General features: G+C 62.7%; 16 protein-coding genes. 7 read left to right on the plus strand and 9 right to left on the minus strand.

All coding sequences use genetic code 11. The features are described from left to right. Positions 1–28 precede the first annotated feature (28 nt). From G8O24_RS02855 to G8O24_RS02870, 4 genes are all read right to left on the minus strand, one after another. Positions 29–487: a RidA family protein gene (locus G8O24_RS02855; RefSeq protein WP_376708091.1), complete on the minus strand. Its 459-nt coding sequence runs from the start codon at positions 485–487 to the stop codon at positions 29–31. A 21-nt stretch (positions 488–508) separates the two neighbouring features. Beyond that, entirely contained in the window at positions 509–2,200 is a 1,692-nt protein-coding gene (locus G8O24_RS02860) for a benzoate-CoA ligase family protein (protein ID WP_188096277.1), read from the minus strand. Positions 2,201–2,351: 151 nt separating this feature from the next. Then, on the minus strand, positions 2,352–2,870 hold the full coding sequence (locus tag G8O24_RS02865) for a MarR family winged helix-turn-helix transcriptional regulator (protein ID WP_188096279.1): 519 nt from the start codon (positions 2,868–2,870) through the stop codon (positions 2,352–2,354). Beyond that, on the minus strand, positions 2,854–3,063 hold the full coding sequence (locus tag G8O24_RS02870) for a hypothetical protein (RefSeq protein WP_188096281.1): 210 nt from the start codon (positions 3,061–3,063) through the stop codon (positions 2,854–2,856). The genes G8O24_RS02865 and G8O24_RS02870 overlap by 17 nt, the downstream gene beginning before the upstream one ends. Before the next feature lie 57 nt (positions 3,064–3,120). Between G8O24_RS02870 and G8O24_RS02875 the strand changes: the two genes are divergently transcribed. Both G8O24_RS02875 and G8O24_RS02880 read left to right on the plus strand, forming a co-directional pair. Then, on the plus strand, positions 3,121–4,296 hold the full coding sequence (locus G8O24_RS02875; protein WP_188096282.1) for an ABC transporter substrate-binding protein: 1,176 nt from the start codon (positions 3,121–3,123) through the stop codon (positions 4,294–4,296). A 30-nt stretch (positions 4,297–4,326) separates the two neighbouring features. Then, a complete protein-coding gene (locus tag G8O24_RS02880; protein WP_188096284.1) occupies positions 4,327–4,785 on the plus strand; it encodes a cupin domain-containing protein in 459 nt (152 codons plus the stop codon). Positions 4,786–4,848: 63 nt separating this feature from the next. Here G8O24_RS02880 and G8O24_RS02885 read toward each other — a convergent pair whose 3' ends face one another. From G8O24_RS02885 to G8O24_RS02900, 4 genes are all read right to left on the minus strand, one after another. Then, positions 4,849–6,099: a flavin-dependent oxidoreductase gene (locus G8O24_RS02885; protein ID WP_188096286.1), complete on the minus strand. Its 1,251-nt coding sequence runs from the start codon at positions 6,097–6,099 to the stop codon at positions 4,849–4,851. A gap of 52 nt (positions 6,100–6,151) precedes the next feature. Then, the gene (locus G8O24_RS02890; protein WP_188096288.1) at positions 6,152–8,503 is read right to left on the minus strand and encodes a bifunctional salicylyl-CoA 5-hydroxylase/oxidoreductase; all 2,352 of its coding nucleotides are present in this window, start codon (positions 8,501–8,503) and stop codon (positions 6,152–6,154) included. Between the two features lie 97 nt (positions 8,504–8,600). Beyond that, positions 8,601–9,437, minus strand: a complete 837-nt coding sequence (locus G8O24_RS02895; RefSeq protein ID WP_188096290.1) for an enoyl-CoA hydratase family protein — start codon at positions 9,435–9,437, stop codon at positions 8,601–8,603. A gap of 37 nt (positions 9,438–9,474) precedes the next feature. Next, positions 9,475–10,236, minus strand: a complete 762-nt coding sequence (locus G8O24_RS02900; protein ID WP_188096292.1) for an SDR family NAD(P)-dependent oxidoreductase — start codon at positions 10,234–10,236, stop codon at positions 9,475–9,477. 199 nt (positions 10,237–10,435) lie between these two features. Between G8O24_RS02900 and G8O24_RS02905 the strand changes: the two genes are divergently transcribed. The 5 genes from G8O24_RS02905 to G8O24_RS02925 are packed head-to-tail and all read left to right on the plus strand — an operon-like array spanning position 10,436 to position 16,161. Beyond that, the gene (locus tag G8O24_RS02905; RefSeq protein WP_188096294.1) at positions 10,436–11,254 is read left to right on the plus strand and encodes an alpha/beta fold hydrolase; all 819 of its coding nucleotides are present in this window, start codon (positions 10,436–10,438) and stop codon (positions 11,252–11,254) included. Between the two features lie 7 nt (positions 11,255–11,261). Continuing rightward, the gene (locus tag G8O24_RS02910; RefSeq protein WP_188096296.1) at positions 11,262–12,551 is read left to right on the plus strand and encodes an acyl-CoA dehydrogenase family protein; all 1,290 of its coding nucleotides are present in this window, start codon (positions 11,262–11,264) and stop codon (positions 12,549–12,551) included. Positions 12,552–12,553: 2 nt separating this feature from the next. Further along, positions 12,554–14,080 (plus strand): class I adenylate-forming enzyme family protein, encoded by a 1,527-nt coding sequence (locus G8O24_RS02915; protein ID WP_188096298.1) that lies wholly within the window; start codon positions 12,554–12,556, stop codon positions 14,078–14,080. Then, positions 14,077–15,165: an NAD/NADP-dependent octopine/nopaline dehydrogenase family protein gene (locus tag G8O24_RS02920; RefSeq protein ID WP_188096300.1), complete on the plus strand. Its 1,089-nt coding sequence runs from the start codon at positions 14,077–14,079 to the stop codon at positions 15,163–15,165. The genes G8O24_RS02915 and G8O24_RS02920 overlap by 4 nt, the downstream gene beginning before the upstream one ends. 3 nt (positions 15,166–15,168) lie before the next feature. Continuing rightward, positions 15,169–16,161: a 3-hydroxybutyryl-CoA dehydrogenase gene (locus tag G8O24_RS02925; protein ID WP_188096302.1), complete on the plus strand. Its 993-nt coding sequence runs from the start codon at positions 15,169–15,171 to the stop codon at positions 16,159–16,161. Positions 16,162–16,255: 94 nt separating this feature from the next. Here the strand turns inward: G8O24_RS02925 and G8O24_RS02930 are convergent, their stop codons facing one another. Further along, positions 16,256–17,302 carry a 2,5-dihydroxypyridine 5,6-dioxygenase NicX family protein gene (locus tag G8O24_RS02930; RefSeq protein ID WP_188096304.1) on the minus strand — a complete coding sequence of 349 codons (1,047 nt, stop codon included), beginning with the start codon at positions 17,300–17,302 and terminating at the stop codon, positions 16,256–16,258. Positions 17,303–17,306 lie beyond the last annotated feature (4 nt).

The following is a 17,306-nucleotide window of genomic DNA, read 5'->3' on the forward strand; positions in this document are numbered from 1 at the left end:
GCGCGAGACCAAGCTCAGCGAGGGGAGCTCAGCGAGGAATGACAGCGGTGGCCTCGATCTCGACGCGTGCCGCTTTTTCCACGAGCCGGACGACCTGGACCAGCGCCATCGCGGGATAGTGCGCGCCGAAGATGGTGCGGTAGATCCTGCCCAGTTCCTTCAGGTTCGTCAGGTATTCGTCCATGTCGACGACATACCAGGTCAGACGCACCAGATGCTCTGGCCGCGCGCCAGCTTCAGCCAAGATCTCGGCGATGTTGTTCAGCGTCTGGTTCACCTGCGCAACAAAGCCGTCGGCGAGACGCTCCTGGGCATCCCAGCCGATCACGCCGCCTGTGACGACGATACGCCCCTCGGCCGCCATGCCGTTGGCATAGCCCTTCGGCATCGGCCAGCCGGAGGGCTGAAGCACCTGTGGCCTGGGGCTGGCGTCATCCTCGGCGGCTGTCGGTAGCACCGCAAGCTGGGGCCCTTTCGGCGTGATCACAGACAATTCTTGATCCTCATCTCATTCGGCTGCGACGCCCGAGGACGTCGCCGCCGCCTGCGCCAATTGCCGCAGGGCAAAGCGCTTCAATTTGCCGGTCTCGGTCTTCGGCAACTGTGTCACGAACTCGATCGCGCGCGGATATTTGTACGGCGCGATCTCGCGTTTGACATGCTCTTGCAACTCGGCCACGAGCTTTGCGTCCGGCGTCACGCCCGGCGCGGCGATGACATAGGCCTTCACGATCATTCCGCGCGCCTCGTCCGGTGCACCGACGACGCCGCACTCCGCGACCGCAGGATGCGTAAGCAGCGCTGCTTCCACATCGGTGCCCGCGATGTTGTATCCGGATGACACGATCATGTCGTCGGAGCGCGACTGATACCAGAAGTAGCCGTCGCCATCCATCAGATAGGTATCACCGGTGATGTTCCAGCCGTTCTGGACGTATTTACGCTGCCGCTCGTCGGCGAGATATCGGCAACCCGTTGGCCCGCGCACCGCGAGCTTCCCGATCGTTCCCGGCGGCAAATCATTGCCCTCATCGTCGACGATCTTCGCCTCATAGCCTGGCACAGGCTTGCCGGTGGCACCGGGACGGATTTCCTCCTCGGTCGCGCTGATAAAGATGTGCAGCAGTTCTGTCGAGCCGATCCCGTCCATCAGCTTGATGCCGGTGGCCTTCAGCCAAGCATCGAATGTCGGCTTGGGCAACGTCTCGCCGGCAGACACGCACTTTCGCAGCGAGGAAATGTCGCGGCCCGGCAGTTTGCCGATCATGGCGCGGTACGCGGTCGGCGCCGTGAAACAGACGGTGGTCTTATATTGCTCGATCGCCGTCAGGATATCGTCGGGTGTCGTCTTCTCGAGAACGACAAAGGAGGCGCCAATGTGCATGGGAAACAGCACACCGCCAAAGCCGAAGGTGAAAGCGAGCGGCGCAGACCCGACGAAACGGTCGTTTTGCTGGGCCTGCAGGATGTTGCGGGCGTAGCCGTCGCACACCGCCAGCATGTCACGATGAAAGTGCATCGTTCCCTTGGGATCCCCAGTCGTGCCGGACGTGAAGGCTATCAGGCAGACGTCGTCGGAAGCCGTATCGACCGCCTTGAACTCCGGGCTTGCATCCGCGATCAGGGCTTCGAACGAGTCGGGGGCGCCATTGCCCCAATAGACAACCTGCTTGAGGCCGGGCGCGGCAAGCTTTGCCTTCTCCATCTCGTCGGAGAGTTTTCCGTCGCAAAGCGCAAGCGTGATCTCGGCCTTTTGAATCGGATAGGACAGCTCCTTGGCACGCAACAATGGCATCGTCGCCACGCAGATGCCGCCTGCCTTGATCACCGCGAGATAAGTTGCAACCATCATCGGATTGTTGGCGGAGCGCAGCAGCACACGCCCGCCGGTCACAAGACCGAGCTTGCCGACCAGCACGTTGGCGATGCGGTTCACCAGCGCCTGCAATTCGCGGTAGGTGTAGCAGACGGCAGGACTGATGACGCAGGGCGCCTCGCCGTGCCCCTGCTCGACCCAGCGGTCGAGGAAATAGCTGACGCAGTTCAATCGTGCCGGATAGCGCAGCTCCGGCCGCGTGAAGATGAACTGCGGCCACAGATCCGGCGGCGGCAGATGCTGGCGTGCGAACGTGTCGACATGGGCGCTCGCCGCGTATGCGTCATGCGAGCCCGAAACTTGAACCTTGGCAGCGTTGGCCATCGCACGCTCCTTCGCGCATGGAAAGCACCCGGCAGCACTATCTGGAAAACATTTTAGGCTTAAAATAATTTGGCGCAATAGCGGATTTTAGGCATCCCGTGCATTTTCGTGCGGCAAGGTGGGAATGGCGGCCGTACCGGGCCCCATAGACCTAAGGCTTACGCCGTGCGGCCGATTTCTGCGCAGATGCCTTGGTCTTGGCCAGCAGCCGCATCAGCTCGCGTACATCCTTCGGCGTCAAATCGGCAAAGAGATCGGCGATCCAGGTCTCGTGCTCTGAGGCCATCCTGCGAAACTCGGCACGACCGAGTTTCGTGAGGCGGATCACCTGGACGCGGCGATCCGTCTCCGAGGTGCGGCGGTCGAGGTGGCCGGATTCCACCAGGCGCTCGACAAGGCCGGTGACATTGCCGTTGGACACCATCATCCGCTTGGACACGTCAGACAGCGTCATGCCGTCGGGCGCCTTGTCGAGCTGCGCCATCAGATCGAAGCGCGGCAGCGTGACGTCGAAGCGCTGCCGCAGTCGGCCGCGGACCTCGCCCTCGATCAAGGTCGTGCAGGTGAGCAGACGCAACCACAGCCGGAGCTCTTCGGCATGGTCTTCCGGCGTTTCGACAGCCTTGGTCTCGGAATCGAGCATGTCTTTGCAATCACTCACGGCCGGCATTGGCGCCAGCACGGATTCCCAACGTTTTGAGCTTCAAATAAATCCGGGCCGGCCGCAAGTCCAAAGCTGCAACAATCGACCACAGGCCAACTTCTTTAGGCTTCAAATAATTGGCGCGCGGCTTGCATGCACCGCTGCTCGCCAGACGGGCATCGCCTTGACCTTGGCTTGCCGCTAGCGCCGTCATCGGCATAAGCTTGTATCGCAGTACGCGGCTCGCACTGGGAGCCTTCGTCACGGGGGACAGATCATGAAGACGAAATTGACCATGGCTGCGGCCATCTTGTCGCTCGGCACCGCAATGAGCCCTGTCCTCGCCCAGGAGAAGATCAAGCTCGGCGTGATCGTGACCCTGTCGGGGCCGGCCGCCGCGCTCGGCCAGCAAGTTCGCGACGGCTTCGCGCTCGGCGTGAAAGATCTCGGCGGCAAGATGGGTGGCCGCGATGTCGAAGTGGTCGTTGTCGACGACGAGTTGAAGCCGGACGCGGCCGTGACCAAGGTCAAAGGCCTGCTCGAGCGCGACAAGGTCGACTTCGTGGTCGGCCCGATCTTCTCCAACATCCTTCAGGCGATCCACCGGCCCGTCACGGAATCCAAGGTGTTCCTGATCAGCCCCAATGCCGGTCCGTCGACCTTCGCCGGCAAGGACTGCAATCCTTTCTTCTATGTAACGTCGTATCAAAACGACCAGGTCCACGAGATCCTCGGCAAGGTCGCGCAGGATCGCGGCTACAAGCGGATGTACCTGATGGTGCCGAACTATCAGGCCGGCAAGGATTCGGTCGCAGGCTTCAAGCTCGACTACAAGGGCGAGATCGTCGAAGAATCCTACATGCCGCTCAACACGCTGGACTTCCAACCGGAGCTTTCCAAGATCTCCTCGCAAAAGCCCGATGCGCTGTTCACGTTCATGCCTGGCGGTCTCGGCGTCAATCTCGTCAAGCAGTACAAGCAAGCGGGCCTCGCCGACAGCATTCCGGTGCTTTCGGCTTTCACGGTGGATGAATCGACCCTGCCGGCGCAGCAGGATGCAGCCGTCGGCATGTTCGGCGGCGCGAACTGGGCGCCCAACCTCGACAATCCCCCGAACAAGAAGTTCGTCGCAGCCTATGAGGCCGCCTACAACAGCGTGCCCGGAACCTATGCCATGCAGGCGTACGACGCTGCGATGCTGATCGACAGCGCGATCAAGGGCGTGAAGGGCGACCTCTCCAACAAGGACGCCGTGGCGGCGGCCCTGAAGAAGGCGGATTTCACCTCGCTACGCGGGTCGTTCAAGTTCAACACCAACGGCTATCCGATCCAGGATTTCTACCTGACCAAGGTCGCCAAGCGGGCGGATGGCAAGTTTCAGACCGAGATCGTCCAGAAGGTTTTCGAGAACTACGGCGATCGCTATGCCAAGGAATGCAAGGCGGCGAACTAAGGCCGTGTCTCGCGCAATGGGAGGACTGCAATGAAGAGCGAAATCACCGGCGTCACGCGGGCCAATGAGGGTATCCAGGGCATCTCCTGGAATATTTTGGGCCAAACCTATGTCCCCAAGAGCTGCGCCGAAAACAGCTTTTCCTGGCACGCCACGCTGCCGCCGGGCACGTTTGTGCCCCCGCACATCCACCCCGACCAGGATGAGTATCTCTACATGCTGGAGGGCAAGCTCGACTTCATGCTCGGCAATTCGGAAGCGCAGGCAACGCCCGGCGACCTGATCCGGCTCGGCATGGGTGTGCCGCACGGCATCTTCAACAAGTCGGATCAGACCGCAAAGGTGCTATTCTGGGTGTCGCCGACCAAGAAACTGTTCGACTTGTTCTGGGGCCTTCACAACATGAAGGAGCAGAAGCCGGAGGATGTCGTGGCAATGGCTGCCGAGTTCAACATCCACTTCCTGCCGCCGCCTCCCGGCGCCGGCTAGCAGCACGACCCCGGAAAAGTGTGAAGCGGTTTTCCGGAAGGGTCATGCTCAATCAAGAACACGTCAGGCGCGCACCGCCGCGAGTCCCGGCACCGCGGCGAAACCGGCCTTGGTGGCATAACCGCGCACGATTGCCTCGCGCTGGGAATAGCTCAGCACATTGTCGATATTGTCGAAGCCGTCGGGCGCGAGCTGCTCGACGGCGTCGATGACGCCCTCCGGGCCGCCGCGCCGGTTGGAGCGAACGATATCCGCGGTCATCGGCAGGCGCTTCTTCTCGTATTCCATCAAAGCCTGACGCGGATGCTCAGCGCGCACAAGCGCATCGGCGAGGCAGCGCGCATCGAGGATCGCCTGCGAGGCACCGTTGGAGCCAACCGGATACATCGGATGCGCGGCATCGCCGAGCACCGTGACGCAACCGGACGACCAATAAGGCAAGGGATCGCGATCGCAGGTGGGATATTCGTAAAATTCAGGCGTCGCCGAGATCAGGCTTTTCACATCGATATAGGGCACCGAGAAGCGTGCGACATGCGGCATCAGTTCCTCGCGCCGGCCCGGCCGCGACCAGTCTTCCTTTCGTGGCGGCGGCGCATTGCCCTCGCCCACCTTCACCAGCACGGCCCAATTGGTCAGACGGCTCGCGGAGCTCGATCCTTCCGCGATCGGATAGATCACCACCTTGGCATTGAGGCCGCCGGCGACGATCATCGATTTTCCGGTGAGGAACAACGGCCAGTCGCGCGCACCGCGCCAGAGCATCAGGCCGTTCCAGCACGGCGGCCCTTCGTTCGGGAACAGCGTGTCGCGGACGCGTGAATGGATGCCGTCGGCACCGATCAGGATATCGCCGTGCGCGGTGTGGATGTGCGCACCCGCACGATCGAAGAAGTAGGCCGTGACGCCGCCCTCGTCCTGTGTGAAGGCGCCGAGCCTGCAGCCGGTGTGGATCGCCTCTGCTCCCAGCCGCTCCTCGACGGCGCGATGAATGACGCCCTGGAGGCGGCCGCGGTGGATCGAGAATTGCGGAACGTCATGGCCGGCGTCCACGCCGCGGGCTTCGCGCCAGACCTCCTGGCCATGGCGGTTGAGGTAGTAGAGCTGGTCGGTACGGATCGCGACGTCGTCGAGTTTCTGCAACAGGCCAAGGCTGGCAAGCTCCCGCATGGCATGCGGCAGCGTGTTGATCCCAACGCCGAGCTCGCGGATCGTGTCGGACTGCTCGAAAATCTCGCAGCCGATGCCGCGGGCCCCCAGCATCAAAGCCGTGGTGAGACCACCGATACCACCACCGACGATAATCGCCTTCATCGCCCTAACTCCACTCAATACGCAGGCAATGGGGTTAACGTCGCACGGGCGGTCACTCCGCCGCAAGCGGCTTTGTCGCCTCCGACCTGAGCTCGGCCCGGGTCTTGGGCTTAGCCTTAATTCTCAGCTCCTCGAGATCCTGCCGATCGCGGATGCTATTGCGGAAAATCTGGTCCTTACCTGGCAGATATTGCGGCGGGCAGAACGCCTCATTCGCGCCATACCAGGCCGCCGCCTTCATGGTGAAGAAGGGATCGACCAGATGCGGGCGCCCCAGCGCGACGAGGTCGGCCCGCCCGGCAGCCAAAATGGTGTTGGCCTGGTCCGCGGTCGTGATGTTGCCGACGCACATGGTCGCCACCCGCGCCTCGTTGCGGACCTGATCGGAAAATGGCGTCTGGAACATGCGGCCATAGACCGGCTGCGCATCGCGAACCGTCTGCCCGGTCGAGACGTCGACGAGATCGACACCCGCCTCGGCAAAGGCCCGCGCGATGGCCACCGCATCGTCTCCGGTAATGCCGCCGTCAGCCCAGTCGGTTGCGGAAATGCGCACAGACATCGGCTTGTGCTTCGGCCATACCGCGCGCAGCGCCTCAAATATCTCGAGCGGGAAGCGCAGACGGTTCTCAAGGGAGCCGCCATATTCGTCGGTACGTGCGTTCGTCAGCGGCGAGATGAAGCTCGCGAGCAGGTAGCCGTGGGCGCAGTGCAGCTCGAGCATGTCGAAACCGCAACGCTCACCGCGCTCGGCCGCGGCGACGAAGGAGTCTCGCACCGCATTCATTCCGGCCCGATCGAGCTCACGCGGCACCTGGCTATCAGGGAAGTAGGGCAACGGCGATGCCGAGACCACGTCCCAGCCGCCTTCGTCCAGCGGGCGGTCGATGCCATCCCACATCAGCTTGGTCGCGCCCTTGCGGCCCGCATGCCCGAGCTGGAGGCAGATTTTCGCTGCGGAGTTCCCGTGAACGAAATCCACGATGCGTCGCCACGACGTTTCCTGCTCATCATTCCACAGCCCGGCGCAGCCGGGCGTAATCCGCGCGTCGCGGCTGACACAGGTCATCTCGGTAAAGATCAAGCCCGCGCCGCCGATCGCGCGCGAGCCGTAGTGCACGAGGTGGAAATCGCCTGGCACGCCCTCTTTTGCCGAGTACATGCACATCGGCGACATCACGGCGCGGTTGGCGACCTCCATCTCGCGAAGCCGGAACGGCTGGAACAGCGGCACCATGGGCTTGTCGATATCGATATCGAAGCCGTTGCTGCGCACCTGTTGGGCGAATGACTTCTCCACTTCGGCAACGAAATCGGGCGCACGCAGCTTGAGATTGTCATAGGTGATCGCCTTCGAGCGCGTCATCACCCCGAACGCGAACTGCACGGGGTCGAAATCCCAGAAACGGTCGACGTGCTCGAACCAGACCAGCGAGACGTCTGCGGCGTGCTGCGTCTTCTCGACTTCTTCGCGGCGACCGTGCTCATAGACATCCAGCGCGGCCGTGATGTCCGGCGCCTTCGCCATGGCGTCGGCCAACGCGATCGCATCCTCCATCGCGAGCTTGGTGCCGGAGCCGATCGAGAAATGGGCGCTCGCCTTGGCGTCGCCGAGCAGGACCATGTTGTCCTTCACCCAGCGCTTGCTGCGGATCATGGGGAAGTTGCGCCACATCGAGCGATTGGTGAGCAGCCTGTGCCCGTCGAGGAACCAGCCGAAGATCTCGGCCATCCGCGCGGCGGACTGGGTCTCGTTCAGCCCGGTCAGCCCTGCCCGCTCGAACGTCTGCGGATCGGTCTCAAAGATCCAGGTCGAGTGACCGGCTTCATATTGGTAAGCATGGGCGATGAAAGGGCCCCACTCCGTCTCCTGGAAGATGAAGGTGAAGGCATCGAGCGGCCTGGTCGAGCCCATCCAGGCGAACTTGTTGGCGCGGAGATCAACCTCCGGCTGGAAGTGCTCGGCATATTTCTCGCGGAAACGGCTGTTCACGCCATCGGCGAGCAGGATGAGATCGGCATCGGCAAAGCGCGACTCGTCGTCGATGTCGACTTCGAAATGCAGGACAACACCGAGTTCGCGCGCCCGCTCTTGCAGGATCAGAAGCAGCTTCTGCCGCGAGCAGCCGCAAAAGCCATTACCCCCGACCCGGTGCACCGTGCCGCGAAAATGCACGGCAATGTCATCCCAATAGGCAAACTCCTGGGTGATGCGGCGATAGCTTGGAAGATCGTGCTTCTCGAAATTGTCCAACGTGGCATCCGAGAAGACCACGCCAAAGCCGAACGTATCGTCGGCGCGGTTGCGCTCGTAGACGGTGATGTCGGCGCTCGGGCGCTGTTTCTTCAGCAGGATCGCTGCGTAGAGACCCGCGGGTCCGCCACCGATGATCGCGACTTTCATGGAAGCCTCGCCAATTCACCTCGCCATAAAAACTATTTTAAGCCTAAAATAATTTCTGGCAAGCCTTGGTTTGTGCGATGCCAGCCCTCTCCGCAGCTCAGTCGCCTCTGAACACGGGCTTGACCTTGTTGGCGAAGGCCTCGAAGGCGCGCTCGAAATCGGCCGTGGTCATGCACAGGGCCTGGGCAATGGCTTCGGATTCGATCGCCTCCTCAACCGACATCGCCCATTCCATGGCCAGCATCCGCTTGGTCATGGTGTTTGCGAAGGTGGGGCCCTCCGCGACCTGCCTGGCCAACAGTTGGGCCTGGGTCAGCACCTGCTCTGGGGTGACGATGCGGCTGAAAAAGCCCCAGCGCTCGCCCTCGTCCGCGGTCATGAACCGGCCCGTGTAGAGAAGCTCTGAGGCGCGGGACTGGCCGATGATCCGCGGCAGGATCGCGCAGGCGCCCATGTCGCAGCCCGCAAGCCCGACCTTGTTGAACAGGAACGCCACCTTGGCACCACTTGCGGCGAGCCGCATGTCGGACGCCATGGCGATGATGGCGCCAGCGCCGGCACAGATGCCCTCCACAGCGGCCACGATCGGCTGAGGGCACGCCCGCATCGCCTTGACGAGATCACCGGTCATCCGCGTGAACGCCGTCAGCCCCTTGGTGTCCATCTTCACCAGCGGGCCGATGATCTCGAACACGTCGCCGCCGGATGAGAAATTACCGCCGGCGCCGGTGACGACGATGGACTTGACCGCGTCGTCGAACGCGCAGGCGCGGAAAAAGTCGGTCAGCTCTCGATAGCTTTCGAAGGTAAGTGGGTTCTTCCGTTCTGGACGGTTGAGCGTCACGGTGGCAACGCCATCGACGACCGCCAGCAGGAAGTGTTGCGGCGAATAGTCCGCAAGCGGCACGGTGACGGGATTGGCTGGTCTGCTCATGCAATCTCCTTGGCTTCCTTGTTCCGCGCCCGCGACGCTAGATCTCGCCCCCGGCCACGGCAATGGCCTGCCCCGTGATCGCGCTGGCGTGCTCGCTGCACAACCAGAGCACGGCATTTGCCACTTCCCGCGTCGTGACCAGGCGCCCCTGCGGATTGTGCTTCGCGAGCTCGGCGATCGCCTGCTCGCGGGTGCGTCCGGTCTTCTTCATGATGTTGTCGATGCTGCCGGCGACCAGATCGGTGTCGGTGAAGCCGGGGCACACCGCATTCACGGTCACCTTGCTGGCGGCCATTTCCAGGGCCAGCGAGCGTACGAGACCGACCACCGCGTGCTTGGCCGCCGTGTACGCGCTCACGTAAGCATAACCTTTGAGCCCGGCCGTCGATGCAATTGCCACGATACGCCCATAGGGCCGGTCCTTCATCTCCGGCAGCACCGCGCTGATGGCATGGACAACGCCCATGAAATTCACATCCATCATGCGCGCAAAAAGGGCGCTGTCCGATTTCGCAAACGGCGCCGATTCGGCGCTTCCGGCGTTGGCAATCAGGATATCGATCGGCTTTCGGGCGCTCGCCTCTGCGACCGCGGCTTTCAGTGCGGCTTCGTCGGAGACGTCGGCGACCGCCATGAAATGTGCAGCCCCTGCGGCAACCGCTTCCTGGAGGCTCGCGGAATTGCGGCCAAGCACCGTCACCGTGGCGCCCGCGCCGACAAGAGAGGCCGCAATCGCGCGGCCGATACCTCGGCCACCCCCGGTCACAAGCGCGTGCGGCGAGTGCGGCAATCCGGACATGCGCTTGCTCCCTCAAGTTTCTACGGACTGATTGCTCTGATATATTTTAACCTTCAAACATTTGCAAATGAAGTCGCGTTGCCGCTTCCACGGCAGTGATCTGAACAGTCCGGCCCGAAAATTGCTTTAAGTATAAAATTATCCCTTCCCATCCCCCACAGGCCTGTTAGCATCGCTGGGCCACGCATAAGGATGTCTCGTGTCGCAGCCTGCGCCAATGATAACAAGGGACGGACGCTTCGCCTATGAAGCCGCCGGAGATCCGGCCGCGATACCTCTGATTTTCCTGCATGGCATTGGCGGCGCAGCACGGGCTTGGCGGCAGCAGCTGGCCGCGTTCGGCAATCGCTTCCGCACGATCGCGTGGGACATGCCGGGCTATGGTGGATCCGCGCCGCTGACCAGCGTCAGTATCGCTGCCCTGGCCGATGCGTTGCAGCAGTTCATTGAGCAGATCGGCGCAGCGAAACCCATTCTGGTCGGCCATTCGATCGGCGGCATGATCGTCCAGAAATGGCTGGTGCAATCGCCGAAGCTGGCGCGCGCGGTCGTGCTTGCACAGACCAGCCCGGCCTTCGGCAAGGCCGACGGCGACTGGCAGAAATCATTCATCGCGGCGCGGCTGGGGCCGCTCGACCGCGGCGAGACTATGACGTCGCTGGCGCCATCACTCGTGAAAGAGCTCGTCGGCGACGATCCTGATCCCAAAGGGATGGAGCTTGCCCGCGAGTGCATGGGAAGCGTGCCGGAGGCGAGTTATCGCGCCATGATGCTGGCCTTGATCGGATTCGATCAGCGCAGCACACTTAAGGAGATTTGCGTGCCAACACTGCTGCTGTCCGGCTCCAAGGATAACAATGCGCCAGCGCCGATGATGGCGAAGACAGCGACCTACATTCCCGGCGCCGAATATGTCGAACTCCCCGGCGTCGGCCATCTCGCCAACCTCGAGCGCCCTGACGCCTTCGACCAGGCTCTCGGCCGCTTCGTGAACTCCGTCGCCGCAAAACACGGGTAACCGCGCCATGACCATGCAAGTCAGCAAAACCATCGGCGCGAGCGGCAAGGTCGCGCTGGATGCACCGATCTTCGATCCCGTGGCGTTCCGCCTGACCGATGAGCAGGCCGGAATCATCGCGCGGGCACGCGAGATCGGCCAGAGCGTATTCGCCGGCCGCGCCGCGGAATATGATCGCGAGGCGATCTTCCCGACCGAGAATTACCGCGACCTGCATCGCGTTGGCCTGCTCGGCATCGCGGTGCCCAAGAAGCACGGCGGGCTGGGCGCCAACTATCAGACCTATGCTCTCGCCGCAGCTGAAATCGGCCGCTATTGCGGCGCGACCGCCCTGACCTGGAACATGCATGTCTGCTCGACGCTGTGGTCCGGGCCGCTGGCCGATGATCTCGACATGGACGCGGACACCCGCGCCGAGCACGAAAAGCGGCGGGCGGTCCACTACAAGCGCATCGTCGAGGACGGCGCGATCTACTCCCAACCCTTCTCGGAAGGGGGCGCAGCGGCAGCCGGCGGCGTCGCCTTCGGCACCGAGGCAAAGCCTGTCCAGGGTGGCTGGATCGTCAACGGCAAGAAGATCTTTGCGTCGCTCTCCGGCCATGCCGATTATTACGGCGTCCTCTGCACGGAGATCGAGGAAGGCGAGAAAGCCTCGCGCCGCAATACGCTGTACCTCGCCATTTCAGCAAAGTCGCAGGGCGTCTCGGTCGTCGGCGACTGGGATCCACTCGGCATGCGCGGCACGGTCTCGCGAACGCTGCTGTTCAAGGATGTGTTCGTTCCCGACGACTCCGCGCTGATGCCACGCGGAGTCTATTTCCAGGCGGCGATGCGCTGGCCACACATGTTCCTGACACTGTCGCCGACCTATATGGGCCTCGCGCAAGCTGCCTATGATTTCACCGTTCGCTACCTGCGCGGCGAGGTGCCGGGCATGCCGCCGGTCAAACGCCGGATGTACCCGACCAAGCAGATCGCGGTCGCGCAAATGCAGATTAAGCTCGAGCAGATCAAGGCAATCTGGTTCCAGGCCGTCACCGAAGCGCGCGCCAATCCGAGCAAGGAGCAGGTGTTGCGCGCCTATGCTGCGCAATATTCGGTGATGGAGGGCGCCAACGACCTCGCGGCCCTCGCGATCCGCACCTGCGGCGGCCAGGCCATGCTGCGGTCGTTGCCGCTGGAGCGCATCTATCGCGACAGCCGGTGCGGCTCGCTGATGCTGCCCTGGACGGCCGAACTCTGCCTCGACCGGATCGGTCGCGAGGCGCTGTACGAGGCCGGCGAAACGGACGACTAACGGTGGATCTCTGTAGTCTGATCGATCGCAACGCGGCGTTTGCGCCAGACAAAACAGCCATTGCCTTTGAAGGGAAGCGGCTGAGCTACGCGGCATTCGCCGATCGCATTGAACGGACGGCGACAGGCTTGAAACGGGAGTTCGGCGTTGGCCGCGGTGATCGCGTCGCCATCCTGAGCCTGAACCGGCCAGACTACCTGGTCCTGCTCTACGCATGTGCCCGGCTCGGCGCGATGCTGGTGCCGCTGAACTGGAGGCTCGCGGTCGCCGAGCAGCTCTTCATTCTCACGGATGCCGGCGCCAAGGTGCTGGTGCTCGAGCAGGCCTTTGAAACCATCCTCTCCGAACTTGCAGCGGGGACTGCCGTCATCGGGCTCGATTTTGCACCACCGAGCGGAACGACATTTGAAGGCTTGTTGACGCACGGTGACGGCAGCAGCCAGAATCCGCACACCGATCTCTCCTGCCCCCTGCTCATCGTCTATACGTCAGGGACCACCGGACGGCCGAAGGGCGCGGTGCTGCGCCAGGAGGCGCTGTTCTGGAACGGCGTCATGAGCCAGCACATGCACAACATGACGTCGAACGATCATGTGCTCACGGTGCTGCCGTTTTTCCACGTCGGAGGCCTCAACATCCAGACGACCGCGGCGCTCCAGCTCGGTGCGACCGTCACGATCCACGCCCGTTTCGGCCCGGAAGCGGCGCTGGCTGCGATCGAACAGGAACGACCGACCTTGACGGTCATGGTGCCCACAATCATCCAGGCCATTAGCGAGCATCCTGCCTGGGCCGCCACTGACCTTTCATCGTTGAAAGCCGTCACCACCGGCTCGACGATCGTGCCGCCGCACCTGCTCGAGCGTTTTGTCGCGCGCGGCGTGCCGGTGCTGCAAGTTTACGGTTCGACCGAGACCTGCCCTATCGCAGTCTACACCCGTCTCGGCGGCGATCTCTCGCGCGCGGGATCGACTGGACTGGCCGGGCTGTGCTGCGAAGCCAAGGTGATCGATCAGGCCGGCAACGAAGTACCTGCTGGCACACCTGGCGAGATCGTCGTGCGCGGGCCCAACGTATTCTTCGAATATTGGGGCAACGCCGACGCCACGCGCGACGCGCTCCACGACGGCTGGTATCGCACTGGCGACATTGGCCTGCGCGACGCGGACGGCTATTTCTGGGTCCGCGATCGCAAGAAGAACATGATCATCTCCGGCGGCGAGAACGTCTATCCCGCCGAGGTCGAGCGCGTGTTGCTCGAACATCCCGACGTCATCGAATGCGCCGTGATCGGAAGGCCAGACCCGCGCTGGGACGAAGTGCCGATTGCCTATGTCATCCGGCGATCCGTCTGCAGGCTCGAAGCTGACGAGCTTAGAGCTCACGCTCAGGCCCAGCTCGCCCGCTACAAGGTTCCGCGCGACATCGTCTTCGTCGCCGACATGCCGCGCACGGCACTGGGCAAGGTCCAGCACTTCCTGCTGAAGCAGCTTGACGCGCAGACCCGGGCGCAAGGAGAAGCATCTTGAAGATTGCGGTTCTGGGTGGAGGAAACGGCTCTTTCGCGGCCGCGGGCGATTTTGCCCTGTCGGGGCACGAGGTCCGGCTCTGGCGCCGTGACGCGCACCAGGTCGAAACGCACCGCGCCGCAGGCTCTCGCATTCTGGTCAAGGACCACAATGGCCGTCATGATGTGACGTTGGCACTGGTAACGACCGACATCGCGGAAGCCATTGGCGGTGTGGAGCTGATACTGTGCCCTGCCCCGGCTTTCGCGCAACCGGATATCGCCCGCCTCCTCGCCCCGCATCTGCGGGATGGCCAGGTGGTGTTCCTGCCTCCGGCGACGTTCGGCTCGATGATCTTCGCGCAGGCGGCTCGGGACGCCGGCAATCGCGCCAAGGCGAGTTTCGCCGAAACCGGCACGCTACCCTGGCTGACCCGCAAGCACGGGCCATTCGAGGTCGCCATCACGATACGCGCCAAGCGCCTGCCTGTTGGCGTATTCCCGCTCGATCAGGCGCCGCATGCGCTTGAGGTGATTGGACGCGCCTTCCCTGACGTGATCGAACCCTGCGGTGACGCGCTATCCGGCGCGCTGATGAATGCAGGCTGCATCATCCATCCGCCATTGATCGTGATGAACGCGGGCCCGATCGAGCATTTTGAGCGCTGGGACATCCACAAGGAAGGAACGCAAGCCGCGATCCGGCGCGTGACCGATGCTCTCGACGCCGAGCGGATCGCCGTGCGCGAGGCACTGGGATATGGCGCACCGCATTTCCCGCTCGTTCATCATTACGCCAGGGAAGGCGAGATCTGGATGTATGGCCGGGGCTCGCACGATCGCCTGACCGATTCCGGCGATTGGCGCGAGCGGATCGTGCTGACTGAACACCGCTACATGCGCGAGGATCTGCGGCTTGGGCTATCGCTGCTGGTCTCCGTCGCGGAGCTGGCGGGCGCCGCTACGCCGCTCGCCAAGGCATTCCTCGCCATCGGCGGCGCAATCTGCGGCGAGGATTTCATGCAAACCGGCCGAACGCTGGAGACGCTGGGACTCGACAAGCTTCACAAGGCCGAATTGCAGACGCTGCTTCGTGAGGGATTCTGATCGATGAGCAGTCGCGCCAATATTGCATGTCTTGGAGCCGGTCGCATGGGCCGCGGCATCGCCGTGGCGTTTGCCTATGCCGGGCACACGGTCACGATGATCGACATCAAGGCCCGCTCGGCGGACGATTTCGCCAAGCTGAAATCAGACGCCCTTGACGAAGTCAGGAAGACTTTCGCCAGCCTGTCGAAGCTGGGATTGCTGAGCGAGGCCGACGCCGATCCTCTCATCGCGCGGGTTTCGGTAGTACCGGCCAGCCAAAGTGGCGTAGCTCTGTCCGAAGCCGAAATCGTGTTCGAGGGTGTTCCTGAGATCGTCGAACTCAAGCGGGAAATACTGGGAGCAGCTTCAAGGCAGGTCAGCCCGGACACGATCATCGCATCGACCACGTCGACCATCCTCGTCGATGATCTCTCTGGAGCGATCGAACGTCCGCATCGCTTCCTCAACGTGCACTGGCTCAACCCCGCCTATCTGATCCCGCTGGTCGAGGTGTCGCCCGGCAAAGCTACAGACCCCGCCATCATCGAGGACGTCAAAGCACTGCTCGAAGGCATCGGCAAAGTGCCGGTGGTCTGTGCGGCGACGCCGGGCTTCATCGTTCCGCGCATCCAGGCGCTCGCGATGAACGAGGCCGCGCGGATGGTCGAGGAAGGCGTCGCCAGCGCAGAAGAGATCGACAAGGCGATCCGCTACGGCTTCGGCTTCCGCTATGCGGTGCTCGGGCTGCTCGAATTCATCGATTGGGGCGGTGGCGACATCCTTTACTATGCCAGCAAATACCTGGAGGGCGCACTCGGCAGCGATCGCTATCGCGCTCCCGACGTCATTTCGCGCAACATGCATGAGGGCCGGATCGGCCTGCGCACCGGCGCAGGTTTTCTCGATTATTCGGGCCTCGACGTCGACGCCTATCGTGCGAAACGACTGCAGGCCATGGTGGACCTGCTCCGGCACTTCGACCTGGCCCGCCCTCCCGTGATCGACCGCACCTAAAGCGCGATGAGATTAGGGACCGTCATCGCGCTTTATGTTATTGTTTGAGCATGATCTCTTCGGAAAACCGCTTCGCACTTTTCCGGATCATGCTTTAGCCGAAGACGTCCTGAAGGGCACCCTCCCGCACCACTGCCATGCCGTCGAGCTCGATGGTCGTGCCCATCATCGGCAGGTCGAAATGACCCGCTGTGTAGCGACCAGCGAACTCATTGGCGCCGGTCGAGAACAGGAAGTTGCCGGAGACGGCGCGGATCTCAGTGCCGTTGGTGTCGCGCTGATCATACATCGACAGCGCCTCGTATCGCGCAGCCGGATTCATGCCGAATCCCACATGCGAAACTGCATAAGCCTCCCGATCGCCCCACGCGGCAAGATATGCGCGCATCATCGCAACATCCGTGCCCTCGCCCTCCAACTCGACGACGTAATCGTCCTTCAGGGTCATCTTTACTGGGGATGTCAAATAGCGCTTGAATGTGAGATTGATATCGCCGGGTGCCATCACCAGCGTACCGTTGATCGTCCCGCTCTTGGGGAAGCTCACGACGATGCCGCCCGGCCAATGCGCCAGCGTGCCGGGCTTGTCCGTCCAGCCCCAGACGCCAACCGTCGAAGCGCCGACCATATCCACATCGAGTGCAGTGCCAGCTTTCGAGGTGACCCGCATGCGCTTGGTGCCGCGCAGCATCTTGGCAGCCGCGCGGACTCGCTTCTCCAGCGCCGGATCCGGCACCATCCGCTCCAACGCCTCAGGATGCTCATTGGAGATCACCAGGATGCGCGCGCCGGCCTTGAGGATCTCAGGCGTTTCCACCGCATGCATCAGGCCCTCAATGGTGCAATCCACCACGAAGCCAGCCTGTTGAAGCGCAGTTATAACCGGACCAAGCCTTTGAATTGCCTCGCTAGCCCCAGTCGACCGAACCGGCACAATATTGCGGTTGCGCGGCGTCGGCATGACCAAGTGAAACGGTTTCGCCCCCATTCGCAAGAGGGCTAGCTCCGCCAAGTGCACATTGAGAGCGCGAGACTGCGTTTCCGACAGGATTGCGGCTGTATCGCCGGCCTTGACGGCGCAACGCTCAAAGACCTCGCAAAATGTGTCGATCCATTTTGCCTCGATGCGATCCGCCAGCATGGTT

The organism is Bradyrhizobium campsiandrae (assembly GCF_014529705.1).
Classification (GTDB): Bacteria; Pseudomonadota; Alphaproteobacteria; order Rhizobiales; family Xanthobacteraceae; genus Bradyrhizobium; species Bradyrhizobium campsiandrae.